This is a genomic window from Pseudoxanthomonas sp. Soil82, from assembly GCF_040446535.1.
GTDB classification, from domain to species: domain Bacteria; phylum Pseudomonadota; class Gammaproteobacteria; order Xanthomonadales; family Xanthomonadaceae; genus Pseudoxanthomonas; species Pseudoxanthomonas kaohsiungensis.
The window spans coordinates 411,845-434,547 of the sequence record NZ_JBEAAK010000002.1; the positions used below are offsets into that span (position 1 = coordinate 411,845).

At 72.2% G+C, this 22,703-nt stretch carries 20 protein-coding genes, 1 tRNA gene and 1 pseudogene; 6 read left to right on the forward strand and 16 right to left on the reverse strand.

Annotated features, from left to right (window positions below):
• Nucleotides 1–112: 112 nt before the first annotated feature.
• The 9 genes and pseudogenes from mltG to ABKA19_RS07385 form a co-directional block, all read right to left on the reverse strand.
• Nucleotides 113–1,168, reverse strand: a pseudogene (gene mltG / locus ABKA19_RS07345) (endolytic transglycosylase MltG); the annotation flags it as partial.
• Nucleotides 1,169–1,225: 57 nt separating this feature from the next.
• Nucleotides 1,226–2,584 carry an aminodeoxychorismate synthase component I gene (locus tag ABKA19_RS07350; RefSeq protein WP_353688355.1) on the reverse strand — a complete coding sequence of 453 codons (1,359 nt, stop codon included), beginning with the start codon at nucleotides 2,582–2,584 and terminating at the stop codon, nucleotides 1,226–1,228.
• 148 nt (nucleotides 2,585–2,732) lie between these two features.
• Nucleotides 2,733–3,971 carry a beta-ketoacyl-ACP synthase II gene (gene fabF, locus ABKA19_RS07355; protein WP_353688356.1) on the reverse strand — a complete coding sequence of 413 codons (1,239 nt, stop codon included), beginning with the start codon at nucleotides 3,969–3,971 and terminating at the stop codon, nucleotides 2,733–2,735.
• A 160-nt stretch (nucleotides 3,972–4,131) separates the two neighbouring features.
• On the reverse strand, nucleotides 4,132–4,371 hold the full coding sequence (acpP, locus tag ABKA19_RS07360) for an acyl carrier protein (RefSeq protein WP_162377225.1): 240 nt from the start codon (nucleotides 4,369–4,371) through the stop codon (nucleotides 4,132–4,134).
• Nucleotides 4,372–4,562: 191 nt separating this feature from the next.
• Nucleotides 4,563–5,309, reverse strand: a complete 747-nt coding sequence (gene fabG, locus ABKA19_RS07365) for a 3-oxoacyl-ACP reductase FabG (protein WP_353688357.1) — start codon at nucleotides 5,307–5,309, stop codon at nucleotides 4,563–4,565.
• A 61-nt stretch (nucleotides 5,310–5,370) separates the two neighbouring features.
• Complete coding sequence (gene fabD / locus ABKA19_RS07370; RefSeq protein ID WP_353688358.1) at nucleotides 5,371–6,312, reverse strand: ACP S-malonyltransferase; 942 nt, start codon at nucleotides 6,310–6,312, stop codon at nucleotides 5,371–5,373.
• A 182-nt stretch (nucleotides 6,313–6,494) separates the two neighbouring features.
• Nucleotides 6,495–7,475, reverse strand: a complete 981-nt coding sequence (locus tag ABKA19_RS07375; protein WP_353688359.1) for a beta-ketoacyl-ACP synthase III — start codon at nucleotides 7,473–7,475, stop codon at nucleotides 6,495–6,497.
• Between the two features lie 87 nt (nucleotides 7,476–7,562).
• A complete protein-coding gene (gene rpmF, locus ABKA19_RS07380) occupies nucleotides 7,563–7,757 on the reverse strand; it encodes a 50S ribosomal protein L32 (RefSeq protein ID WP_162377221.1) in 195 nt (64 codons plus the stop codon).
• A gap of 97 nt (nucleotides 7,758–7,854) precedes the next feature.
• Complete coding sequence (locus tag ABKA19_RS07385) at nucleotides 7,855–8,376, reverse strand: YceD family protein (protein WP_353688360.1); 522 nt, start codon at nucleotides 8,374–8,376, stop codon at nucleotides 7,855–7,857.
• 119 nt (nucleotides 8,377–8,495) lie between these two features.
• On the opposite strand from ABKA19_RS07385, the gene ABKA19_RS07390 reads away from it, so the two are divergent.
• Entirely contained in the window at nucleotides 8,496–9,062 is a 567-nt protein-coding gene (locus tag ABKA19_RS07390; RefSeq protein WP_162377219.1) for a Maf family protein, read from the forward strand.
• A 7-nt stretch (nucleotides 9,063–9,069) separates the two neighbouring features.
• Here the strand turns inward: ABKA19_RS07390 and ABKA19_RS07395 are convergent, their stop codons facing one another.
• From ABKA19_RS07395 to ABKA19_RS07405, 3 genes are read right to left on the reverse strand one after another with little or no spacing between them, the layout of a single operon-like run.
• Nucleotides 9,070–10,917, reverse strand: coding sequence for a hypothetical protein (locus ABKA19_RS07395; RefSeq protein ID WP_353688361.1), 1,848 nt, complete (start codon nucleotides 10,915–10,917; stop codon nucleotides 9,070–9,072).
• Nucleotides 10,918–11,952, reverse strand: coding sequence for a glycosyltransferase family 2 protein (locus ABKA19_RS07400; RefSeq protein ID WP_353688362.1), 1,035 nt, complete (start codon nucleotides 11,950–11,952; stop codon nucleotides 10,918–10,920).
• A gap of 34 nt (nucleotides 11,953–11,986) precedes the next feature.
• Nucleotides 11,987–13,852, reverse strand: coding sequence for an ArnT family glycosyltransferase (locus tag ABKA19_RS07405; RefSeq protein WP_353688363.1), 1,866 nt, complete (start codon nucleotides 13,850–13,852; stop codon nucleotides 11,987–11,989).
• 47 nt (nucleotides 13,853–13,899) lie between these two features.
• On the opposite strand from ABKA19_RS07405, the gene ABKA19_RS07410 reads away from it, so the two are divergent.
• The 4 genes from ABKA19_RS07410 to ABKA19_RS07425 are packed head-to-tail and all read left to right on the forward strand — an operon-like array spanning nucleotide 13,900 to nucleotide 18,344.
• Nucleotides 13,900–14,856, forward strand: a complete 957-nt coding sequence (locus ABKA19_RS07410; protein WP_162377215.1) for an AAA family ATPase — start codon at nucleotides 13,900–13,902, stop codon at nucleotides 14,854–14,856.
• On the forward strand, nucleotides 14,856–15,812 hold the full coding sequence (locus ABKA19_RS07415) for a DUF58 domain-containing protein (protein ID WP_353688364.1): 957 nt from the start codon (nucleotides 14,856–14,858) through the stop codon (nucleotides 15,810–15,812). Before ABKA19_RS07410 ends, ABKA19_RS07415 begins: the two co-directional genes overlap by 1 nt.
• Nucleotides 15,809–17,779 carry a transglutaminase TgpA family protein gene (locus ABKA19_RS07420; RefSeq protein ID WP_353688365.1) on the forward strand — a complete coding sequence of 657 codons (1,971 nt, stop codon included), beginning with the start codon at nucleotides 15,809–15,811 and terminating at the stop codon, nucleotides 17,777–17,779. The genes ABKA19_RS07415 and ABKA19_RS07420 overlap by 4 nt, the downstream gene beginning before the upstream one ends.
• 16 nt (nucleotides 17,780–17,795) lie before the next feature.
• The gene (locus ABKA19_RS07425) at nucleotides 17,796–18,344 is read left to right on the forward strand and encodes a Slp family lipoprotein (protein WP_353688366.1); all 549 of its coding nucleotides are present in this window, start codon (nucleotides 17,796–17,798) and stop codon (nucleotides 18,342–18,344) included.
• 240 nt (nucleotides 18,345–18,584) lie between these two features.
• On the opposite strand, the gene ABKA19_RS07430 is transcribed toward ABKA19_RS07425, so the two are convergent.
• The 4 genes from ABKA19_RS07430 to dnaX all read right to left on the reverse strand — a co-directional run bounded on the left by ABKA19_RS07430 (nucleotide 18,585) and on the right by dnaX (nucleotide 22,340).
• Nucleotides 18,585–18,935: a histidine triad nucleotide-binding protein gene (locus tag ABKA19_RS07430; RefSeq protein WP_353688367.1), complete on the reverse strand. Its 351-nt coding sequence runs from the start codon at nucleotides 18,933–18,935 to the stop codon at nucleotides 18,585–18,587.
• 365 nt (nucleotides 18,936–19,300) lie between these two features.
• Nucleotides 19,301–19,897 (reverse strand): recombination mediator RecR, encoded by a 597-nt coding sequence (gene recR, locus ABKA19_RS07435; protein WP_353688368.1) that lies wholly within the window; start codon nucleotides 19,895–19,897, stop codon nucleotides 19,301–19,303.
• Nucleotides 19,898–19,993: 96 nt separating this feature from the next.
• Nucleotides 19,994–20,320: a YbaB/EbfC family nucleoid-associated protein gene (locus ABKA19_RS07440; protein ID WP_353688369.1), complete on the reverse strand. Its 327-nt coding sequence runs from the start codon at nucleotides 20,318–20,320 to the stop codon at nucleotides 19,994–19,996.
• Nucleotides 20,321–20,324: 4 nt separating this feature from the next.
• On the reverse strand, nucleotides 20,325–22,340 hold the full coding sequence (dnaX, locus tag ABKA19_RS07445) for a DNA polymerase III subunit gamma/tau (protein WP_353688370.1): 2,016 nt from the start codon (nucleotides 22,338–22,340) through the stop codon (nucleotides 20,325–20,327).
• A 156-nt stretch (nucleotides 22,341–22,496) separates the two neighbouring features.
• On the opposite strand from dnaX, the gene ABKA19_RS07450 reads away from it, so the two are divergent.
• Nucleotides 22,497–22,589 (forward strand) — tRNA-Ser (locus tag ABKA19_RS07450).
• Nucleotides 22,590–22,703: the final 114 nt, after the last annotated feature.

A 22,703-nucleotide genomic window follows, 5' to 3' on the forward strand; every position in this document is an offset into this window, starting at 1 on the left:
GCGGCGCCGCGCTCCCGTCGTTGCCCGCCTCGCCAGGCGATGGCGCGTTGTTGCCCGCCTTGCCAGGCGATTGCGCCTTGTTGTCCGCCTTGTCAGGCGATGGCGCCTTGTTGTCCGCCTTGTCAGGCGGACAGCGCCGCCGCTGGTAGCAGTCGACCGCGGCATTGTGTTCGGCGTAGGTGGCCGAGAAGACGTGGCTGCCGTCGTTGCGCGAGACGAAGTACAACGCGTCGCCCGGCGCCGGATCGACCGCCGCCTGCAGCGCGGCGCGGCCGGGCATGGCGATCGGCGTGGGCGGCAGGCCCGGCCGGGTGTAGGTGTTGTAGGGCGTGTCGGTGGTGAGGTCGCGCTTGCGGATGTTGCCCGCGTAGGTGCTGCCCATGCCGTAGATCACGGTCGGGTCGGTCTGCAGCAGCATGCCCTTCTGCAACCGCCGCGAGAACACGCCGGCGATCTGCGGGCGCTCCTGCGCCTGGCCGGTCTCCTTCTCCACGATCGAGGCCAGCACCAGCGCCTCTTCGGCGGACTTCAGGGGCACGTCAGGCGCGCGCGACTCCCAGGCCTGCGCCAGTGCCTGTTCCATCGCCGCGTGCGCGCGGCGCAGGATGTCCAGGTCGCTGTCGCCGCGCTGGTACAGGTAGGTCTCCGGCAGGAAGCGGCCTTCCGGATGCTGGCCGGGATGTCCGAGCGCGGCCATCAGCGCCGCGTCGTCCATGTCGCCGGTCTCGTGCCGCAGCGGCTGCGCGGCGGCAAGGGCGGCGCGCAGCTGGCGGAAGTTCCAGCCTTCGACCAGGGTCACCCGGTACTGGAGGACGCGGCCATCGCGCATGCGCTGCAGCAGTTCGCGCGGGGTCAGCTCCGGCGTCAGCGCGTACTCGCCGACCTTGAGCCGGCCTGCGGCGTCCATCTGCCGTGCCAGCAGGCGCCATTCCAGGTCCCGGCCGGCATCGACGCCCGCCTCACGCAGGCGGGCGAGCACCGTGGTGAATCCGTCGCCACGCTCGATCCGCACGCTGTCGGCGGTGCCGGCGCTGGCGACCGGTGCGTCGGCGAAGCGCTGGTAGTGCATCCAGCCCCACCCGGCCGCCGCGGCCACGGCGAGCAGCAGCAGGCACAGCAAACCCAGGCCCCAGCGCAGTGCGCGTCTACGTCCGCCAGCCACGTCCACCTCGTCGATCGTGTTGCCGTCCAGCATACCGCGCCGGCGCGGCGGGCTCGCAGGCGCTCATGCCGACGGGTCCAGCGCCCGCAGCAGGCCGCGCGCCTTGGCCCGGGTCTCGTCGAGCTCGCGCGCAGGTATCGAGTCGGCGACGATGCCTGCCCCGGTGCGGAACACGGCATCCCTGCCCTGCACCTCGGCGCTGCGGATGAGGATGTTGAGGTCGAGGTCGCCGTCGCGGCCGAGCCAGCCGATCGCACCGGTGTAGGCGCCGCGCGGCGTACGCTCGAGCTCGGCGATGATCTGCATGCAGCGCACCTTCGGGCAGCCGGTGATGGTCCCGCCGGGATACACCGCGGCGATCACCTCGCCCGGCGTGGCGTCCTCGCGCAGGATCCCGCGCACGTTGCTGACGATGTGGTGGACGTGGGCGTAGCTCTCCACCGTCATCAGTTCGTCGACCTGGACACTGCCCGGTTCGCAGACCCGGCCCAGGTCGTTGCGTTCCAGGTCGATCAGCATCACGTGCTCGGCGCGCTCCTTCGGATGGCCGACCAGTTCGCGGATCCGGGCCGCATCGTCATCGCCCTCGAAGCGCGGACGGGTGCCGGCGATGGGCCGGGTCTCGACCACGCGCCCGCGCACCGAGACCAGCCGCTCCGGCGAGGAACTGGCCACCGCCCAGCCGTCGCCGGCGAACAGCCCGGCGAACGGGGCGGGGTTGGCCTGCCGCAGGCGGGCGTAGAGCGCAGCCGGGTCCAGCGGCGCGTCGAAGCGCGCCTGCCAGCCGCGCGACAGGTTCACCTGGAACACGTCGCCAGCGCGCAGGTAATCGAGGATCCGCTCGACGCCCTCGAGGAAGCGCCGGGGTTCGTCTTCCACGATCGACGCCGGCGGCTGCCAGCCCGGCAGCGGCGGCAGCGCGCGCGCGCCGGCGATGTCGCCGGCGATCGCGGGGAGCAGCGCCGCATGCGCGGGCTCGGCCACGGCGATGCATTCGCCGCTGGCGCGATCGCGCAGGATCGCGGCCGGGCAGCGCAACGCGAGCGCCAGCGGCCGATGGCCGGCCGGTCGCATGGGCAGCGCGAGCACCGGCTCGACCTGCGCGGCCAGCTCGTAGTCCATCAGCAGCGCCCAGCCGCCATGGAAGGGCCAGCGCGGCTCCTCGGCCACGGTGCGCAGCGGGCGCCACGCCGCGTCCAGCGCCTCCAGGAACGTGCCCGCCAACGCCTGCCCCGCCAGGTCGCGGGTAACGCCGTCCGGATCCAGCCGCAGGCCACTGCCGTCGCCGGCCAGCAGCAGGTCCCAGCGGCCCTGGACGGTGCCGGAAGCGACGGACTCCAGCAGCAGGGGATAGCGCGACGGTGCCTGCCGGTGCAGCGCCAGCAGGTCGGTGTCGGCAGGGAGCGGAAGGAAATGCAGCATGCAGGCCTGTGGGATGGCGGGCGGACGCGGAAACAGCTCGAGCCGGTACCGTTCCGCCAAGGCCGGCGGCGCCGGCTACCAGGCGGCGCCAGCCCCGGGCGCGACGGCTCGCCCGTCCGCGGCGGCCGTCATCGCCGGTCGATCCCGTTCAGAGCCGCCTGAACACCAGGGTGCCGTTGGTGCCGCCGAAGCCGAAGCCGTTGGACAGCGCCACGTCGATCCGCTTCTGGCGCGCCACGTTGGGCACGTAGTCCAGGTCGCAGCCTTCGCCGGGCTCGTCGAGGTTGATGGTCGGCGGGATGATGTCGTCGCGCAGCGCCAGCACCGAGAAGATCGCCTCGACGCCGCCGGCCGCGCCGAGCAGATGCCCGGTCATCGACTTGGTCGAGCTGACCATCATCCTGTAGGCGTGGTCGCCGAAGGCGCGCTTCATCGCCAGGGTCTCGGCCAGGTCGCCCAGCGGGGTCGAGGTGCCGTGCGCGTTGAGGTAGTCCACCTGCTCGATGTTCAGGCCGGCGTCCTTGAGCGCCGACAGCATGCAGCGGGCGGGACCGTCGCCATCCTCGCTCGGCGCGGTCATGTGGAACGCGTCGGTGCTGGCGCCGAAACCGGCGAGCTCGCAGTAGATGCGGGCGCCGCGCGCCTTGGCGTGCTCGTACTCCTCGATCACCAGGATGCCGGCGCCGTCGCCCATGACGAAGCCGTCGCGGTCCTTGTCCCACGGACGCGACGCCCGCGTGGGGTCGTCGTTGCGCGTGGACATGGCCTTCATCGAGCAGAAGCCGCCCATCGAGGTCGGCGAGGAGCCGCGCTCGGCGCCGCCGGCGACCATCACGTCGGCGTCGCCGTACTGGATCATGCGCATGGCCATGCCGATCGAATGGTTGGAGGTGGCGCACGCGGAAACGGCGGAGAAGCCCGGCCCCTTGAGCCCCTTCATGATGCTCAGGTGGCCCGGCAGCATGTTGATGATGGTGCTCGGGATGTAGAACGGGGAGATCTTGCGCGGACCGCCCTCGATGAACTTCTCGGTCTGCTGCTCGATGCCCAGGATGCCGCCGATGCCCGAACCGATGATCGCGCCCACGCGCTCGGCGTTGGCCTCGGTGATCTCCAGCCCGGAGTCGTCCAGCGCCATCAGCGCGGCCGCCATTCCGTAGTGGATGAACGCGTCCATCTTCTTCGCGTCCTTCGGATTGACGTACTGGGCGATGTCCAGCCCGCGCACCTCGCCGACGATGCGGGTGGCGAAGCTGGACGCATCGAACGAGGTGACCTCGCCGATGCCGGAGCGGCCGTTGACGATCCCGTCCCAGCTGCTGGCCATGTCGTTGCCCAGCGGCGAGACCATGCCCATGCCGGTAACGACGACGCGACGCTGACTCATAGACGGCTCCCTGCTTTGCTGCGGTATGGATTCTTCGAAGCGTTGCCTGTTGCGGCGCCACCTGGCGCCATGGCGCCAGACGCGCACGGGGCCGCACGCAGCGGCCCCGGTTGTATTGCAGCTCCGCGGGCCGGCGAGCGGCCCGTGGTCGCGACGCGCATCAGCTCTTGACGTGCGTCTTGATGTAGTCGATCGCCTGCTGGACGGAGGTGATCTTCTCGGCCTCTTCGTCCGGGATCTCGCACTCGAACTCTTCTTCGAGCGCCATCACCAGCTCGACGGTGTCGAGCGAATCGGCGCCCAGATCGTCGACGAACGATGCGCTGTTGGTCACTTCCTCTTCCTTGACGCCGAGCTGTTCGACGACGATTTTCTTGACGCGCTCTTCGATGGTGCTCATGGGTTTGCTGCTCCAGGCGGAGTGGTTGTCGATACGAGCCGCCGGCGATGCGGCGGCACTGGGTTCACTGTCCACAGGGCGGATAGTGTAGTCAAAAGCCGCGGCAGCGGGCACTGCCCTGCAACCGCAACCAGATCAAAAGCTTACGCGGCTTTTGAAATCCTTCATCTTGGCTCGGCGCCCGGCGGCGCTCAGGCCATGTACATGCCGCCGTTGACATGCAGGGTCTCGCCGGTGATGTAGCCGGCATCCGGGCCCGCCAGGAACGCGACCGCGCGGGCGATGTCCGCCGGCTCGCCGAGGCGGCCCAGGGCGATCTGGCCGAGCATGGCGTTCTTCGCGTCCTCGGGCAGGTCGCGGGTCATGTCGGTGTCGATGAAGCCGGGAGCCACGACATTGACGGTGACGTTGCGGCTGCCGATCTCCTTGGCCAGCGACTTGGAGAACGCGATGATCCCGGCCTTGGCCGCGGCGTAGTTGGCCTGCCCGGCGTTGCCGGTGGCGCCGATCACCGAGGCGATGTTGACGATGCGACCCTTGCGCGCCTTCATCATGCCGCGCATCACCGCCTTGGACGTGCGGTAGACGCTGGTCAGGTTGGTGTCCAGGATCGCCTGCCAGTCCTCTTCCTTCATCCGCATCAGCAGGTTGTCGCGGGTGATGCCGGCGTTGTTGACCAGGATCGAGACGGGGCCGAAGTCCTTGGCGATGGCATCGATCAGCGCCTCGACCGCGGCCGCGTCGGTGACGTCCAGCTTGCGGCCGTGGCCGCCGGCGCCGGCCAGGCGCGCGCCGATCGCCTCGGCGCCGCCGTCGCTGGTGGCCGTGCCGATGACGGTGGCGCCACGCGCGGCCAGTTCGTCGGCGATGGCCGCGCCGATGCCTCGGCTGGCGCCGGTGACCAGCGCGACTTCACCGCTCAGGGGCAGGTTGCTCATGTGGACCTCGTGTTCCGGTTCGGGGGCGGGCCGGGCATGGCCACGGCCGCGCCGCAGGGTATCAGCGCCAGTCGGCCAGTGCCGATTCGAAATCGCCGACCGCGCCGATCGCACGCGCGTCGAGCGACTTGTCGATGCGCTTGGCCAGTCCGGCCAGCACCTTGCCCGGGCCGCATTCGGCGACGCGGGTGGCGCCGTGCGCGGCCAGCGCCTGCACGCAACCGGTCCACTGCACCGGCAGGTACAGCTGGCGCACCAGCGCATCGCGGATCGCATCGATGCCGGCATGCGACTGCGCGTCGACGTTCTGCACCACCGGCAGCGCCGGCACGCGCCAGGCCATGCCGGCCATCGCCTCGGCCAGGCGGTTGGCGGCCTCGCGCATCAGCGGCGTGTGCGAGGGCACGCTGACCGCCAGCTTCACCGCCTTGCGGACGCCGCGTTCGGCCAGCAGCGCCAGCGCGCGGTCGACCGCGGCCGCGTCGCCGCCGATCACGATCTGCCCGGGCGAGTTGTAATTGGCCGGCACCACGACCTGGCTGCCGGAGGCCTCCTCGCACACCGCGCGCACCACGTCGTCCTCGGCGCCGAGCACCGCGGCCATCGCGCCGGTGCCCGCGGGGGCGGCGTCCTGCATCAGCTGGCCGCGCAGGCGCACCAGGTGCGCGCCATCCTTCAACGACAGCGCGCCGGCGGCGACCAGTGCGGTGTATTCGCCCAGGCTGTGCCCGGCCAGCAGCGCCGGCTGCGCGCCGCCCTGCGCCTGCCAGGCGCGCCACACCGCGATGCCCGCGGCCAGCAGCGCCGGCTGGGTGTACTCGGTGCGGTTGAGCATTTCCTCGGGACCGCCCTGGGACAGCGCCCACAGGTCGGTGCCGGCGCCGTCGGAGGCTTCGGCGAACGCATCGCGGACCTGCGGGTGCAGTTCGGCCAGTTCGGCGAGCATGCCCACGGACTGGGAGCCCTGGCCGGGGAAAACAAAAGCGAGCGTCGGATCGGTCACGCGCAGTCGCACAGCGGGAAAGAGCGGCGATGATACGGGCGATCCGCCGCGTTTGTCTGTACTTGGCCGTATGTGCTGGCGCGGCTGGGAGCCGCCGGACGGATGGCCGGAAAAGGCGAAGGCCGCGCACCGCGCGACCTTCCGGAAAACACCAGGCGGCGACCAGAGTGGTCGCGCGCGATTCAGTAGCGCAGCAGCGCCGAACCCCAGGTGAAACCACCGCCGAACGCTTCCAGCAGCAGCAGCTGGCCGCGCTGCACGCGGCCGGAACGCACCGCTTCGTCGAGCGCCAGCGGCACCGAGCCGGCCGACGTGTTGCCATGGCGGTCGACGGTGACGATCACGCGGTCCATCGGCATGTCCAGCCGCTTGGCGGTGGCCTCGATGATGCGCAGGTTGGCCTGGTGCGGGATCAGCCAGTCCAGGTCGTGCTTGTCGAGGCCGTTGGCCTCGAGGGTCTCGTCGACCACCGAATCCAGCGCCTTGACCGCGTGCTTGAACACGTCGTTGCCGGCCATCTGGATGCGCACGCCGGCATTGGGCTCGTTCTCGCTGAAGCCGGCGGACACGCCCACAGGGCAGCGCAGCAGGTCCTTCTTGCTGCCGTCTGCGTGCAGGTGCGTGGACAGGATGCCGGTCTCGGCGTCGGCCTTGAGCACCACTGCGCCAGCGCCGTCGCCGAACAGCACGCAGGTGGTGCGGTCGGTCCAGTCGACCATCCGCGTCAGGGTCTCGACCCCGACCACCAGCACGGTCTTCGAGGTGCCGGTGCGCACGAACTTGTCGGCCACGCTCAGCGCGAACACGAAGCCCGAGCAGGCCGCGTTGACGTCGAACGCCGCGCAGCCGGCCACGCCCAGCTTCTGCTGGATCAGGCAGGCGGTGGACGGGAACACATAGTCGGGCGTGGTCGTGCCGACCACGATCAGGTCGATCTCGTCGGCGGCGATGCCGGCGGCCTCGATCGCCTTCAGCGCGGCCTGGTAGCCCAGGTCGCTGGTGGTCTGGCCTTCGGCGGCCACGCGCCGTTCGCGGATGCCGGTGCGCGAGTGGATCCATTCGTCGCTGGTGTCGACCACCTTGGCCAGGTCGTCGTTGGTCACCACCTTCTCCGGCAGGTAGCTGCCGGTTCCGGCGATGCGCGAATAGATCCGCTCGCTCATGCGCGTTCCCGCTGGAGGCTCCGCGGAGCCGGGATATTCAGTAACGCAGGCGCGGCGCGCGCCGGCAGCGCGCGCCGCCGGTCACGCTCAGTCTTCTTCGACGACCGAAGACTTGGTGGCGATGACCTTCTTGCCGCGGTAGTAGCCGTCGGCGGTGACGTGGTGGCGCAGGTGGGTCTCGCCCGTGGTCGGGTCGGTCGCCAGCTGCTTGGCCGTCAGCGCGTCGTGCGAACGGCGCTGGCCACGGCGGGACGGGGTGACACGGGATTTCTGCACAGCCATGGGATTGCTCCAAACTCGTTAGATTGCGTGTTCTTGTGGGACCTGCAAGCCACCCGCCGGTGTTATTCCAGGGCGCCTTCGGCGGCGGCGCGGCCGTCTACTTCTTCTTCAGCGATGCCAGCGCCGCGAACGGGCTGGCCGCCTGCATTTCCTCTTCGCCCGCCGACCAGGTCCGGTCGACCGGTGCGGCGTCCGGCGCCAGCGGCACCACCGGCACGGCCAGGACCAGTTCGTCCTCGACCAGGTCGGCCGGCCGCAGCAGGCCGTCCTCCGGCACCAGCAGCGCCTCGTACCCGGGCGGCAACGCGGCCTCGTCGGCCTCGTCGCGGATCAGGCCGAGCCGCTGCACGGTCTTCACCGGGAACACGAACCGCTCCAGGCTGCGCTGGCACACCAGCGGCAGGCCTGCTTCGATCGACAGCTCGACGTAGGGCACCTGCAACGCATCCTGGCCGAACTCCAGCGCGAAGCGGCATTCGCCTTCGCTGTCGGCAAGACTGCCACCGAGCCGGGGCATCGCCGACAGCGGCAAGGACCCTTCGAACTGCCGTCTCGCAGCGACCATGCGCCAGGCATCCAGTGTTTCGGGAAGCTGCACGACGGACGCACCTGCGGACATAAGCCGCTGAATGTTAAGGATCCGGCCGCGACCTGTCAAACCAGGCAAGCGGCCGCCATACAGCATTGCCGCCGCGCCGGCCCGGGCCGACACTGGCCTGCCCCGCCGGTGCCCCGTCCATGCTGATCCTGGCCTCCACCTCCCCCTACCGGCGCGAGCTGCTGCAGCGGCTGCGGCTGCCGTTCGAAACCGCCCGCCCGGAGGTCGACGAGACCCCGCTCCGGGGCGAGAGCCCCGGCCAGCTGGTCCGCCGCCTGGCCCGGGCCAAGGCCGACGCGGTGGCCGCCCGCCATCCCGGGGCCTGGGTGATCGGCTCGGACCAGGCCGCCGACCTGGACGGCCGGATCCTCGGCAAGCCGGGGGGACGCGAGGCCGCCCTCGCCCAGCTCGCCGCGATGGGCGGGCGCAGCGTGCAGTTCCACACCGCGGTCTGCCTGCGCCGAGGCGACCACGAACTGGCCGCGGTCGACACCACCCGGGTCCGCTTCCGCGCGCTCGCCGCCGCGGAAATCGAACGCTACGTCGACGCCGAGCAGCCGTTCGACTGCGCCGGCAGCTTCAAGTGCGAGGGCCTGGGAATCGCCCTGTTCGAGGCGATCGAGACCCATGACCCGACCGCCCTGGTCGGCTTGCCGCTGATCGCGCTGGCCGGGCTGCTGCGCCAGGCCGGCTACGCGGTGCCCTGAGCCGGCTTCAACCGCCGGCGCCCGGCGCCACGACGACCAGCGGGCACCAGCGGTACGGATGCGGCTGCGTGCCGATCCAGCTCTCGCGCTGGACGCAGGCCGCCGGATCCAGCTGCAGCCCGTAGCGCGCCAGCACCGGAGCCGCATCGGCCACGATCGCTTCGTTGGCCCGGTCCGTGGCCAGCACGCGATCGGCCGCCAGCGCCAGCCGGCAGCGGCCACTGGGCGACTGCGCGGGCTCGACCAGCTGCAGGCTGCGGCTGCGCCCGGCGAGCCGGCGCAGCAGCGGGCAGTCGCCGGCATCGAGCCCCAACCGCCCGGCCCAGAGGTTGCGACGGTCGATGCTGTCGGCGCGCCGGTCCACCACCACCGGCAGGATCGCGGCGATGCCTCCGCCCCCGCTGCGCGCCAGCTCTCCGATCCGCGCCACATAGGCCGGCGATTCCGGGAAATTGGAACCCACCGACGCATAGGCCGGACCCGGCGGCAGGTACGGGATGCGCCAGGCCTGCGGCTCGCCGCCCACCAGCAGCACCGTGCCGACCGGTGGGCCGGGCGGGGCCTGCACGCGGAAGGCGGTGCGCGACCAGCCGGCGTGCCCCCAGTCGTTCCACCCGGCCAGCGCGACCAGCGAGGCCAGCACGATCGCCACGGCCGCGCCACGCGCGGCCGCGCGCGCCGGCAGCAGGTAATGGAGCAGCAGCCACAACACCAGCGGCGCCAGCAGCTCCAGCACCACGAGGTAGCGGTGGATGCTGAACATCGCCAGCCACACCACGAACGCCACGGCGAAGAACACCGCAAGGATGCGCCGCACCGCCGCCTCGGCCGCAGGCGCAACCGCCCGCCCATCGCGCCGCACCAGCGCCCAACGCACCAGCGCACCGATCGCCGCCAGGTACAGCAGCGCCCAGGTCACCTGCAGCAGCGCGATTTCGCTGACCAGGTACGGATTGGCGGTGAACAGCAGCGGCCGCAGCAGCGCCTCGCCCCAGCCCTGCGGCAGCCAGCGCGTGTCGGCGACCGCCACCGGCGTCGCCAGCGGCGCCTGGAACCACGCATTGAACTGCGGGAACAGCGGATTGCCGAACGCGCTCCACACCCGGTAGAGCCACGGCCCGGCCAGGACCGCGAACGTGGTCAGCGCCACCAAGGTCAGCCACGTGGCCATCCGCAGCCGCGCGCGCCATGGCTGTGCCGGCACCAGCATGGCCACGCCAAGCGCCACCGCGTAGATCGCATTGGTCAGCTTGAACGCCACCGCCATGCCCAGCAGCACGCCGGCCAGCGCGACCGGGCCGCTGCGCCATCGGCCATCGGCGCGCGGCATTGCCAGCGCCAGGGCGCCGAGCACCAGCACGGCGGTGCTCGCATCGCCCATCGTGTTGCCCAGTTCGGACAGGAACGCGGCGCTGGCCAGCCCCGCCAGCGCCAGCAGCGGCGCGAGCCAGTCGCGCCGCGGATCGGCGGCCAGCGCGCGCCAGGCGATCCAGGCCACCGGCAGGAACGCCAGGCCGTGCAGCAGGCCCAGCAGGATCCCGGCCAGCGGTGCCGGCGCGTGCTGCACGAGCAGGAAGTACGGCACGTCCAGCAGCGGCACGAAGTAGCTCTGCATCTGCGCCGGCGCCAGGTCGATGCCGAGCCGGCCTTCGAGCAGCGCCCAGGCGTTGTGGACGTGGTAGTTGCGCAGGTCCCAGTTCGCATCCTGTCCGCGCAGCAGCGACACCAGCGCGCATAGCAGCGACACCGCCACCGTCGCATTGACCACGCCGCGGCGGGTGCCGAAGCCGAAGCGGTGGCGCAGCCGCGCGCGCACCGGGGCCAGGCGCGTACCCAGCCCGCGCAGCCACGCCACTCAGCGCACTCCTTCGCCGGCCGGGACGGCCAGCGCTTCGCGCCCCGCCCCGCCTGGCGCCCGCAGTCGCCCGCGCGTGGCCGGGATGGCGAGGTAGGCCAGTCGCTTGGCCTCGATCCGGCCGCGGGTGACGGTATCCAGCACCAGGCCGCAGGCCAGCAGCACCGCCGACAGCAGCACCAGCGCCGAGCACAGGATCGCGGTGGGGAAGCGCGGCACCAGCCCGGTCTCGAAGTAGGTCACGAACAGTGGGATGGCCAGCAGCACCGACAGCAGCAGGCTGGCGCCGGCGCCCAGCGAAAAGAACAGCAGCGGCCGCTCGGCCTTGAACAGGCGCACGATGGTGGCGAGGATGCGCGCGCCGTCGCGGTAAGTGTTGAGCTTGCTGGTCGAACCTTCCGGCCTCGCGCCGTAGGCGGTCGGCATCTCCGCCACCGGCATCCGCAACTGCAGCGCGTGCACCGCCAGTTCGGTCTCGATCTCGAAACCGGCCGCATGCGCGGGGAACGACTTCACGTAGCGGCGCGAGAACACCCGGTAGCCGGACAGCATGTCGTCGAACGTGTCGCCGAACAGCCGTGCCACGCAGCGCGTGAGCAGCCGGTTGCCGAAGCGGTGGCCGGCACGGTACGCGGCCGGATCCTGGTCGACGCGCGCACCGACCACCATGTCCAGGCCCTCGTCCAGCAATCGCTGCACCAGCACCGGGGCCGCCGCCGCGTCGTAGGTCGCGTCGCCATCGACCATCACGTAGACGTCGGCTTCGATGTCGGCGAAGGCGCGGCGGATCACGTTGCCCTTGCCGCGCAGCGCGACCGCGTGCACCTGCGCGCCGGCGGCCCGCGCGATGGCCGCGGTCGCATCGTCGGAGCGGTTGTCGAACACGTGGCAGCGCGCCTGCGGCAGGCTGACGGCGAAGGCGGCGACGACCGCGGCGACCGTCGCCGCTTCGTTGTGGCAAGGCACCAGCAGCGCTATCCGCAACGGGCCGGCAGGGGCGCCGCCGCGGGAAGGATCGTGTGGGGTGTCCTGCATGCCGAGGCGTTCCGTCGTCGAGTGGGGGCGCATGTTACCCGCCGCCGCCGCCGCGGACGATCCGCACCGGCTGCGCCGGCCAGTCCTCGACGCTGCCGTCGGTGCCGTGCAGGCGCAGGCCAAGCCAGCGCCGCCCAGCCTGGCTGGCCGGCAGGTCGATCTCGGCGCGGAAGCCGACGTGCGGCTGGTGGGGATCGCGCGACTCCGGGAAATGGCCGCGGACGTTGAATGCCGATCCGTAGTCGGCTTCGGCGACCACCGCGCCATCGAGCAGGATCTCGACCCGCGCCAGTCCGGCGCCCTCCTTGAACGCCCAGCCGTCGACCTGGAACCTCGGAGGCCGCACCTGGTCCGGCAGGGGCGCGTCGATCCAGGCCAGGGCCGGGGTGACGCAGGATTCCGTTCCGGCCGGCGGGTGTTCGCGCGCCGGCAAGCGCAGCAGCAGGAAGCGCTGCGCGCCATGGTCGACCAGCACGCTGCGCGCCGGCGGCAACGGACCCAGCCGCCGGCACAGCGCATGGTAGCGGCGCAGCAGGTCGCGGAAGGCAACATCGCCCGGCGCCAGCACGAGCAGGGTCTGCGCCTGCGGCGCCGCATCGCGCTGCAATCCCCACAACTGCAACTGCGGGGCGCGGCCGTGCGCATGGTTGAGCGGGTGGTCGAGCACTTCGATATCCGGGTCGCCGAGCAGGAAACCGAGCTGGGCCCCGACCTTGAAGTCGTCGGCCAGCAGGCGCGTGCCGGCCGGCATCGTCTCCAGTTCCTCCCGTACCACGCGGGCCAGCGCATCCCAGCCGGCGAAATTGCGCGGATAGTGCTTGGAACCGGCGCTGGCCAGGCGCAGCGACGGCGAAGCCACCATCGACAGCCACGCCAGGGCGGCGCACAGGCCCAGGGCCGCACCCACCCAGGTCAGGCGCCGCCAGAACCGGGGCCAGCCACCGACCAGCATCGCCGCCGCCGGCAACAGCGCCAGGTAGGCGGGCACCGGCCAGTGGAAGCTGACCCGCTCGTTGTCGGTGACGAAGCCGAGCAGGAAGATGCCACCCAGCACCACGGTGCCGAACAGTGCCAGGAAGCGCCATTGCGGACGTGCCGGCCGTCGCTTCCAGCCGGTGAGCCAGCCGGCCTGGAGCATCGCCCAGCCCAGCAGCGGCGTGACCAGCAGCGCCTGCAGCGGCACGAACGCCAGGCCGCCGGCATGCAGCGCCCAGGGATGTCGCTCCACCAGCTGGAAGCGCAGGCCGGCCTCGCCGTTCTCCAGGTTCCAGAACAGCAGCGGCAGCCAAGCCAGCAGGCCCACCGCCACCGCCACCAGGGCGCGCGGATCGCGCAGCAGGCGCCGGCCCTGCGGCAGCCACAGCATCACCATCGCGCCGACCACGACCACCCCGGCGAAGCGGTAATGGCTCAACGCACCCAGCGCCAGGCCGAAGGCCAGCTCCACCGCGGTGAACGGGGTGGGCTCCTGCAGCATCCGCGCACCGGCGTGCAGGCACAGCACGGTGGCCAGCGCCATCGGTACGTCCGGCAGCGCCAGCACGCCCAGCGTGCCCACCAGCGGCAGCAGCACCGCCAGGGTGCCGGCGCGCCAGCCATGGATCGCGCCGAACCAGCGCCGCCCGATCCGCGCCACCCACCACGGCACCAGCGCACCGATCACCAGGAACGGCAGGCGCACCGCGAGCGCGTTCTCGCCGCCCAGCGCGGTCCCCAGCCGGACCAGCCACGCGGTCATGCCCGGCAGGTCGGAATAGGCCGACGCCAGGTGCCTACCTTCCTGCCAGTAGAAGGCCTCGTCGACGAACAGCGGCAAGCGCGCCGCCACCGCGAGCTTGAGCGCACAGGCCAGCGTCCACCAGAAGAAGAAGGCGCGACGCGCGCGCTGCTCAGCCTCCATCTCTACCGCTACACTCCAGGTTCGAAACCCCAGGGACTTTCCAGACGATGACGCGCACCGCGGAAGCATCGGCCCCCATCCTAACCGACGCACTGCGCGGCTCGCTGTCACAGGCCCAGCGCCAGGTCAACGCACTGGTGCTGGGCAAGCCGCAGGAAGTGCGGCTGGCCTTCGTCGCGCTGCTGGCCGGCGGCCATGTCCTGATCGAGGACCTGCCTGGGCTGGGCAAGACCACGCTCGCGCACGCGCTGGCGGCGACCGTGGGGCTGGGCTTCCAGCGCATCCAGTTCACCTCCGACCTGCTGCCGGCCGACGTGCTCGGCGTCTCGGTCTACGAGGCCGGCTCGCGCCAGTTCCAGTTCCATCCCGGCCCGGTGTTCACCCAGGTACTGCTGGCCGACGAGATCAACCGCGCGCCGCCGCGCACGCAGAGCGCGCTGCTGGAAGCGATGGCCGAACAGCAGGTCACCGTCGATGGCACCACCCACCCGCTGCCCGATCCGTTCTTCGTGATCGCCACCCAGAACCCGGTCGACTTGTCCGGAACGTTCCCGCTGCCCGACTCGCAGCTGGACCGGTTCCTGCTGCGCTTCTCGCTCGGCTACCCCAACGCCGAATCCGAACGCGCGCTGCTCACCGGCGCCGACCGCCGCGAGCTGATCGCCCAGGCGGTGCCGGTGCTCGGCGACGGCGAAGTGCAGGCGCTGCGCCGGGCCGCCGAGCAGGTCCACGCCAGCGAGGCGCTGGTCGGCTACGTGCAGGCGCTGCTGGCGCGCAGCCGCCAGCTGCCCGGCGTGCGCGTGGGCCTGTCGCCGCGCGCCGGCCTGGCCCTGCTGCGCGCCGCGCGCGCCTATGCACTGCTGCTGGGGCGCGCGCACGTGCTGCCGGAAGACGTGCAGGCGCTGTTCATCGCCGTGGCCGGGCACCGCCTGGTCGGCGAGGCCGAGGCCGGCAGCGGCGCGGCGCTGGCCAAGGCGGTGCTGCACGCGGTGCCGGTGGACTGATGCGGCAGGCCTTGCGCGACCTGCGCCACTGGCTGCAGGCGTTCGAGCGCCCGCGTGCGCCGGAACGGATGCCGGTGCGGATCGGCCGCCGCCGCATCTACGTGCTGCCCACCGCCTTCGGCCTGTTCTACGGCGTGCTGGTGCTGGCGATGGTGCTGGGCGCGTTGAACTACAACAACAACCCGGCGCTGATGCTGGCCCTGCTGCTGGGCGCTTCCGGCCTGGCGAGCCTGATCGCCGCCCACCTGCAGCTGTCGGGACTGCAGGCCGAAGCGCTGTCGGCCGAACCGGTGGCCGCCGGCGAGCTGCTGTGGCTGCGCCTGTCGCTGGCCGCCCGCGACGGCCGCCGCCGGCGCGGGCTGCGCGGCGAGCTCGACGGCGCCAGCGCCTTCACCGGCACCGGCGAGGACGGCACCGCCGAGCTGACCCTGCCGCTGCCGACCCGCCGGCGCGGCTGGCTCGAACCCGGGCGCCTGCGCCTGTCGACGACCCAGCCGCTCGGGCTGGCGCGCGCATGGACGCGGGTCTGGCCGCAGCAGCAACTGCTGGTCTATCCGCGCGCCGAGGCCCATCCGCCGCCGCTGCCCGACAGCGGCGGCGACAGCGAACACAGCCGCGTGCATCCGCTGGGCGAGGAACCGCACCAGCTGCGCGCGTACCGCAGCGGCGACGCGCCGCGCGCGATCGCCTGGAAGCACAGCGCGCGCCGCGACAGCCTGGTGGTGCGCGAGTACGAGCGCGCGCTGCAGCAGGACGTCCTGCTGGACTGGAACGCCGTGCGCGCGCTGCCCTACGAGGCGCGCATCTCGCGCCTGGCCGCCTGGGTCGACCAGGCCGAACGCGAAGGCCGCCGCTACCGCCTGCGCCTGCCGGGCCAGCCCCAGCTCGGCCCTGGCCGCGGCCTGGAGCACCACCACGCCTGCCTGCGCGCGCTGGCGCTGCTGCCCGACGCATGAGCCGGCCCGCGCCCGTTCCGCCGCCGCTTCCCGCCGATCCGCAGCCGGTGCTGCTCGACGGCGGCAGCCGTGCCTGGGCGCTGGCCGCGGCCGGCCTGGCGCTGCTGCCGCTGCTGCTGACCCTGCCGCCGCAACTGGGCGCCGGCTTCGGCGTGCTCGCGCCGGTGGTGGCCCTGCTCGCCTGGCGCCGGCCCCTGCCCGGCTGGCTGCGCGGCGCGATGGCGCTGGCGGTGGTCCTGGCGGTGGTCGCGGTCATGGGCACCCGCCTGGGACGCGACACCGGCAGCGCCCTGCTGGCGGCGATGCTGGCGATCAAGCCGGCCGAACTGCGCAGCCTGCGCGACGCGCGCAGCCTGGTCGGCTTCGCCCTGTTCGCCCCGTTCGCCGCGTTCCTGCTCGACCAGGGACCGCTGGTGATGGGCCTGGCGCTGGCCGCGGTGCTGGCCGGCCTGCTCACCCTGCAACGCCTGGCCGACCTGGAAGCAGCGGTGCCGCCGTCGCCGCTGCGGCAGCGGCTGGGCACCATCGGCCGGCTGGTGGCGATCGGCGTGCCGCTGGCGCTGATCGCGTTCTGGCTGTTCCCGCGCCTGGCCTCGCCGCTGTGGGGCGTGCCCGAGCGCGCCATCGCCACGCCCGGCCTGTCCGACAGCATGAGCCCCGGCGGCTGGCTCGACCTGATGGCCGACGACACCCCGGCGATGCGCGCGCAGTTCCAGGGCCCGGCGCCGCGGCTGGAGCAGATGTACTGGCGCGGACCGGTGCTGCTCGACTACGACGGCCGCACCTGGACCCGCAACCGCTGGCTGGAATCGCTGCCGGTGCCGGCGGTGGAGCCCGGGCCGGTGCAATGGCGCTACCAGCTCGACCTGGAGGCGACCGACCGCCGCGACCTGCCTGCACTGGACCTGGCCATCGACGCGCCCGACGGTACGCGTGCGTTGCACGGGGCCAGCCTGGAAACGCTGCAGACCCTGTCCGGGCCGACCCGCTGGCAGCTGCAGTCGGCCGCGCCGCTGCGCTTCGAGCCGCAGCTGCGCGCGCTGGTGCGCCAGCGCGCGCTGGCGCTGCCGCCCGACCACGATCCGCGCACCCGCGCGCTGGGCCGGCAATGGCGCGCCGAGGCCGGCGCCGACGACCAGGCCATCATCGACCGCGCGCTGGACATGGTCCGCCGCGACTTCATCTACACGCTCGACACCGGCCTGCCCGGGCGCAATGCGGTCGACGAGTTCCTGTTCGACACCCGCCGCGGCTACTGCGAGCACTTCAGCTCGGCCTTCACCGTGCTGATGCGCTCGGCCGGCATTCCCGCGCGCGTGGTCACCGGCTACACCGGCGGCTACCGCAATCCGTTCGGCGACTACTGGATCGTGCGGCGCATGGATGCGCATGCCTGGGTCGAGGTCTGGCTCGACGGCCGCGGCTGGGTGCGGGTGGATCCGACCGCCGCGGTCGCGCCCGAGCGCATCTACGACACCCTGGAGCAGCGCGCCGGCAGTGCCGGCGGCGACCTGGGCATGCTGCGCCTGGACGGTATCGGCGACCTCACCGACTGGCTGCGCCGCGGCTGGAACGACCTGGTGCTCGGCTTCGACGCGCGCCGCCAGCAGGAGCTGCTGAGCCCGCTGGGCCTGCACCGGCTCGAGCCCTCGCAATTGCTGCTGCTGTTCACCGCCGCCGCGGCGCTGGCGCTGGCCGGCATGGTCTGGCTGCTGGCCCGCGGCGAGCGCGAACGCGACCCGCTGCTGCGCGCCTGGCACCGGCTCGGCCGCCGCTACGCGCGCCTGGGCCTGGGCCGCGCCCCGCACGAACCCGCGCTGGCCTGGGCTGAACGGGTCAGCGCGGCGCACCCGCGGACGGGCCAGACCCTGCTCGCGCTCAGCCAACGTTTCGCCGATGCGCGCTACGCTGGCCTCAACGGGGGAACACGCCAGCTGGTGGAAGACCTGCGGCGGCACCGCCCCTGAACCTTCGGAGGCTGCCATGTCTGTCCGCGATCCCTTCACCGTCGTCCTCGCGCTCGCGGCGGTCGCGCTGCTCGGCGCCTGTGCCAGCGCACCGCAACCGCTGCAGGGCAATTTCCTCGCCGTCACCCCCGAGCAGGCCGTCGCCGGCCAGCAGATCGGCGCCGCCGTGCGCTGGGGCGGCCGCATCGTCGAGACCAAGCCCGGTCCCGACGGCACCTGCTTCCAGGTGGTCGCCACCCCGCTCAACGCCACCGGCCGCCCGGACAGCGACAACGCCGATGCCGGCCAGGGTCGCTTCGTCGCCTGCCGCGCCGGCTTCTACGACCCGGCGATCTTCACCCCCGGCCGCGACGTGACCTTCGTCGGTCGCGTGCAGAGCACCGAGACCGTGCGCATCGGCGAATACGACTACCGCCTGCCGATGGTCGCCGCCGACGTGGTCTACCTGTGGCCGGTGGTCAGCGAGGTCCGCGTCGTCGCCGATCCGTGGGGCCCCTGGGGACCCTGGGGCCCGTGGGGTCCATGGGGCGGCCCGTGGGGCCGCTGGGGCTACTGGGGCTGGTAAGCCGGCCGCCCGCAGCACGAACGCATGCGAAAACGCCGCCCCGGGCGGCGTTTTTTGTTGGCCGATGACGACGTGGGACCCATTCGCCGGCGACCTGCAACCGCGACGGATGGCTTCCTGTAGGAGCCGATTCATCGGCGACCCGAGGGCGGCAGGGATGCGACGTTCAACGTCGCCCTGATCGAGGCCCTCGCGTCGCCCATGAGGATGGGCTCCTACAAATGCAACGTCGCGCGCCGCTCAGGCGGCGCCGAAGTGGCCCAGCGGCGCGCCGGCGAGCAGGTGCAGGTGCACGTGGTACACGGTCTGGCCGCCGTGGTCGCGGCAGTTCATCACCACCCGGTAACCGTCCTTCGCCAGGCCCTCGCGCCGCGCGTATTCGGCGGCGGCCAGCATCAGCCGGCCGAGCAGTCCGGCCTGGTCCGGCGTGGCGTCGTCGAGGGTCGGGATCGCCTCGCCCTTCGGCACGAACAGCACGTGCACCGGCGCCTGCGGGGCGATGTCCTTGAAGCCGAGGATGTCATCGTCCTCGTAGACGACGGTGGCGGGAATTTCGCGGCGGATGATCTTGCCGAAGAGGGTGTCGTTCATGGGATGCCCGGTTGCTCGCGATGGCGGAGAAGCCTGTGCCCCATTGTAGGAGCCCATCCTCATGGGCGACACGAGGGCCTGGATGGTGCGACGTTGAGCGCCGCGTCCCTGCCGGCCTCGGGTCGCCGATGAATCGGCTCCTACAGAAAGCGGCCGTCACGCGTGGACGGCATCGGACGCCACTGCTCCTGTAGGAGCCCATCCTCATGGGCGACGCGAGGGCCTTGATCGGGGCGACGTTGAACGTCGAGTCCCCGGCGTCCCCGGGTCGCCGATGAATCGGCTCCTACAGAAAGAGAGGCGTCCCAGGTCGCGATGCATCCTGACCGTCACCGCGCGCGTGCGCGATGTCGCCGGACCGGCGCCTACAGCGGCATTTCGCCGCGGGTGCCGAAGGCGTGCGAGAGGGTGCCGCGGTCGACGTATTCCAGTTCGCCGCCCAGCGGCAGGCCCTGCGCCAGCCGGCTGGGGCGGGCGCCGTGCTGGCGCGCCAGCTGGGCCAGGTAGTGCGCGGTCGCCTCGCCTTCCACGGTGGCGCTGGTGGCCACGATCAGTTCGGTGACCTCGCCGGCGGCCAGCCGCGATGCCAGCGCATCCAGCCCCAGCTCACGCGGGCCGATCCCGTCCAGCGGCGACAGCCGCCCCTGCAGCACGTAGTACAGCCCGCGGTAGCCGGTGGCGGTCTCGATCGCGAGGCGGTCGGCCGGCGATTCGACCACGCACAGCTGCTGGCGGTCGCGGCCGGGGCTGGCGCAGGTGGCGCACACCTCGGTTTCGCTGAAGTCGCGGCACTGGCTGCAGTGGCCGATCTTCTCCACCGCCTCGGCCAGCACCTGCGCCAGCTGGCGGCCGCCGTCGCGGCCGCGCTCGAGCACGTGGTAGGCCATGCGCTGGGCGGTCTTGCGGCCGACTCCGGGCAGCACGCGGAAGGCCTCGATCAGCTGTTCGAGCAGGACGGACATGGGCGATGCAGGCCTGGATGGCGAGGGCGCTGGCGGGCGTCGATCCCGGCGCGGGCACCGGCATGGCCGGCCCCCGCGACCGCACGCGCCCGCAGGTCAGAACGGCAGCTTCATCCCCGGCGGGATCGGCATGCCGGCGGTGGCCGCGCCCATCTTCGCCTTGGACTCGGTGTCGACCTTGTTGGCCGCGTCGTTGAACGCCGCCGCCACCAGGTCCTCGATCATCTCCGCGTCCGGCTCGGTCAGCAGGCTCGGGTCGATGCGCACCTTGCGGCACTCCTTGGTGCCGGACAGGGTCACGCTGACCATGCCGCCGCCGGCGCCGCCGGTGACCTCGAGCTGGGCCAGTTCTTCCTGGGCGCGCTGCAGGTTCTCCTGCATCTTCTGCGCCTGTTGCATCAGCTGGGCGATATTGCCGCGCATTTCGTCAGTTCTCGTCTACGGGTCGGATGGAATCGGGCACCACGCGGGCGCCGTGCTGTTCGACCAGGCGCTTGACCGCCGGATCATTGAGGAAGGCCGCCTCGGCCGCGCTCTGGCGCGAGTCGCGCTCGCGGTCGCGGCGCGCGTTGAGGGTCTCGGCCTGGACCGCCTCGCCGGTCTGGATCACCACCTGAGGTTCGGCGCCGAGCGAAGCGGCCAGCGCCGCGGCCAGCGCCCCGATCGAGCGCTCGGTGCGCAGGTATTCGAAGCCCGGCGCCAGCACCAGGGTCAGCACGCCGTCGGCATGCGAGACGAAGGCGGTGTGCGCGGCCAGTTCGCGTGCCGGGCCGCGCAGGTCGCAGGCGGCCACGCGCCGCAGCCAGTCCTCGGCGTCGTCGATGGCCGCGCCGGGGCGGGACGCACGGGGCGTCTCGTTCGAGGCCAGGTTCGTGCTGGTCGGCGCGTTCGCCGGGGTGCTCGCCAATGCGTGGGCGGTCGTGTCGGCTGTCCTGTTGGCCGATTCGTTTACCGATGCGTTCGCCGCCACGCCAGCCGGCGACGCCGTGGCGGTGTCCGCCATCACTGGCGCCGCGGCGCCGGGCGCGCGCGGCGGCATCACGATGCCGTGGTCCAGCGCCTGCGCGGCGGCCGGCAGTGCATGACCGGTGGCCGGACGCGCCGCCTCCGGGGTCGCAACCGCTGACGTGCGCGGCGCCGACGGCACCTCCCACGGCGGCGGATCGGACGCATCGGCGACCGGCCGGGCCGCGGCCTTCGGCGTGGCGGCGTCCGGGCCAGCGGCCTTCGGCGATGCCGCGGCCACCGCAGCCGGCGTGGCTGCCGCAGCCGCCTGTGGCGCCGCCGCCACCTTGCTGCCCGCCGCGGCCTGCGCACCCGCACCCGCCCCGGCGCCCTGCCCGCCCGCCAGCGGACCAGCATCGGCCTCCGGACGGAACGCCAGCATCCGCAGCACGCTCATCTCGAACCCCACCCGCGGCGCCGGCGCCAGTTCCAGGTCGCGGCGGCCGTTGACCGCCATCTGGTACCAGAGCTGGACCACCTCCGGGCGCACGCGGCCGGCATAGGCCGCGACGTCTATTCCCTCGTCCTCGCGCACCGCGCCGGGCACCAGCTGTTTGACCTGGATCCGGTGCAGCGCCTCGGCCAGCGCGTCGAGCACGTTGCCCCAGTCCGGGGCGAACCCGGCCAGGGTCTCGACCGTGGCCATCAGCCGGTCGCCGTCGCCGTCGGCCAGCGCATCCAGCAGCGCGGCGACCTGGGTGCGGTCGACGCTGCCGAGCATGGTCCCGACCACGTCCTCGCGCAGCGCCCCGCCGGCGTAGGCGATGGCCTGGTCCAGCAGCGACAGCCCGTCGCGCAGGCTGCCGTCGGCCGCCCGCGCCAGCTGCCGGATCGCCGCCGCATCGGCCTCGATCTGCTCGGCGGCCAGGATCTTCGTCATCTGGCCTTCGATCTGGCCCTCGTCCAGCCGCTTGAGGTTGAACTGCAGGCAGCGCGACAGCACCGTCACCGGCAGCTTCTGCGGATCGGTGGTGGCGAGCAGGAACTTCACGTGCCCCGGCGGCTCCTCCAGGGTCTTGAGCAGCGCGTTGAACGCCGCCTTGGACAGCATGTGCACCTCGTCGATCAGGTACACCTTGTACTGCCCGCGCGAGGGCATGTACTGCGCGTTCTCGATCACCTCGCGGACGTCGTCCACGCCGGTATTGGAGGCCGCGTCGATCTCCAGCAGGTCGATATAGCGCCCGGCGTCGATGTCCATGCAGGCCGCGCAGACCCCGCACGGCTCGGCGCTGGTGCCCTTCTCGCAGTTCAGCGACTTGGCGAAGATCCGAGCGATGGTGGTCTTGCCCACCCCGCGGGTGCCGGTGAACAGGAAGGCGTGGTGGACCCGCCCGGTGTCCAGGGCATTGCCCAGCGCGCGCACGACATGTTCCTGCCCGACCAGCTCGGAAAACCGCTTCGGGCGCCACTTTCGGGCCAGGACCAGGTAGGACATCGGAGGACCGTTTCGACCAGGACCGGCATTGTGCCACGGCGGCCACGAACCCCGGCCCAACCCGCGCCGGCACCGCCCCCGCGCTTGTGGCAAGTGCCCGCGGGCGCTAGAATTCGCGCCCCTGACCGGGCTCCGAGCGAGCCCGGCCCAGGTTCCGGAGAGGTGTCCGAGTGGTTGAAGGAGCACGCCTGGAAAGTGTGTAAGCGTCTAAACCGCGCTTCGGGGGTTCGAATCCCCCTCTCTCCGCCAGATACGCAAAAGGGCTCCCGCAAGGGGGCCCTTTTGCGTATCTGGCGGAGAGAGGTGACTTAGATTCGAACCCCCCGGTTCGACCACCCGCGCAGCGGGTGGACACGACGGCGA

What these genes read in the sequence shown, in the direction of transcription:
- ABKA19_RS07350 (WP_353688355.1), bottom strand. Translation starts at nt 2,584, where the DNA reads ATGCTGCATTTCCTTCCGCTCCCTGCCGACACCGACCTGCTGGCGCTG.
- fabF (WP_353688356.1), bottom strand. Translation starts at nt 3,971, where the DNA reads ATGAGTCAGCGTCGCGTCGTCGTTACCGGCATGGGCATGGTCTCGCCG.
- acpP (WP_162377225.1), bottom strand. Translation starts at nt 4,371, where the DNA reads ATGAGCACCATCGAAGAGCGCGTCAAGAAAATCGTCGTCGAACAGCTC.
- fabG (WP_353688357.1), bottom strand. Translation starts at nt 5,309, where the DNA reads ATGAGCAACCTGCCCCTGAGCGGTGAAGTCGCGCTGGTCACCGGCGCC.
- ABKA19_RS07375 (WP_353688359.1), bottom strand. Translation starts at nt 7,475, where the DNA reads ATGAGCGAGCGGATCTATTCGCGCATCGCCGGAACCGGCAGCTACCTG.
- rpmF (WP_162377221.1), bottom strand. Translation starts at nt 7,757, where the DNA reads ATGGCTGTGCAGAAATCCCGTGTCACCCCGTCCCGCCGTGGCCAGCGC.
- ABKA19_RS07385 (WP_353688360.1), bottom strand. Translation starts at nt 8,376, where the DNA reads ATGTCCGCAGGTGCGTCCGTCGTGCAGCTTCCCGAAACACTGGATGCC.
- ABKA19_RS07390 (WP_162377219.1), top strand. Translation starts at nt 8,496, where the DNA reads ATGCTGATCCTGGCCTCCACCTCCCCCTACCGGCGCGAGCTGCTGCAG.
- ABKA19_RS07400 (WP_353688362.1), bottom strand. Translation starts at nt 11,952, where the DNA reads ATGCAGGACACCCCACACGATCCTTCCCGCGGCGGCGCCCCTGCCGGC.
- ABKA19_RS07405 (WP_353688363.1), bottom strand. Translation starts at nt 13,852, where the DNA reads ATGGAGGCTGAGCAGCGCGCGCGTCGCGCCTTCTTCTTCTGGTGGACG.
- ABKA19_RS07410 (WP_162377215.1), top strand. Translation starts at nt 13,900, where the DNA reads ATGACGCGCACCGCGGAAGCATCGGCCCCCATCCTAACCGACGCACTG.
- ABKA19_RS07415 (WP_353688364.1), top strand. Translation starts at nt 14,856, where the DNA reads ATGCGGCAGGCCTTGCGCGACCTGCGCCACTGGCTGCAGGCGTTCGAG.
- ABKA19_RS07420 (WP_353688365.1), top strand. Translation starts at nt 15,809, where the DNA reads ATGAGCCGGCCCGCGCCCGTTCCGCCGCCGCTTCCCGCCGATCCGCAG.
- ABKA19_RS07425 (WP_353688366.1), top strand. Translation starts at nt 17,796, where the DNA reads ATGTCTGTCCGCGATCCCTTCACCGTCGTCCTCGCGCTCGCGGCGGTC.
- ABKA19_RS07430 (WP_353688367.1), bottom strand. Translation starts at nt 18,935, where the DNA reads ATGAACGACACCCTCTTCGGCAAGATCATCCGCCGCGAAATTCCCGCC.
- recR (WP_353688368.1), bottom strand. Translation starts at nt 19,897, where the DNA reads ATGTCCGTCCTGCTCGAACAGCTGATCGAGGCCTTCCGCGTGCTGCCC.
- ABKA19_RS07440 (WP_353688369.1), bottom strand. Translation starts at nt 20,320, where the DNA reads ATGCGCGGCAATATCGCCCAGCTGATGCAACAGGCGCAGAAGATGCAG.
- dnaX (WP_353688370.1), bottom strand. Translation starts at nt 22,340, where the DNA reads ATGTCCTACCTGGTCCTGGCCCGAAAGTGGCGCCCGAAGCGGTTTTCC.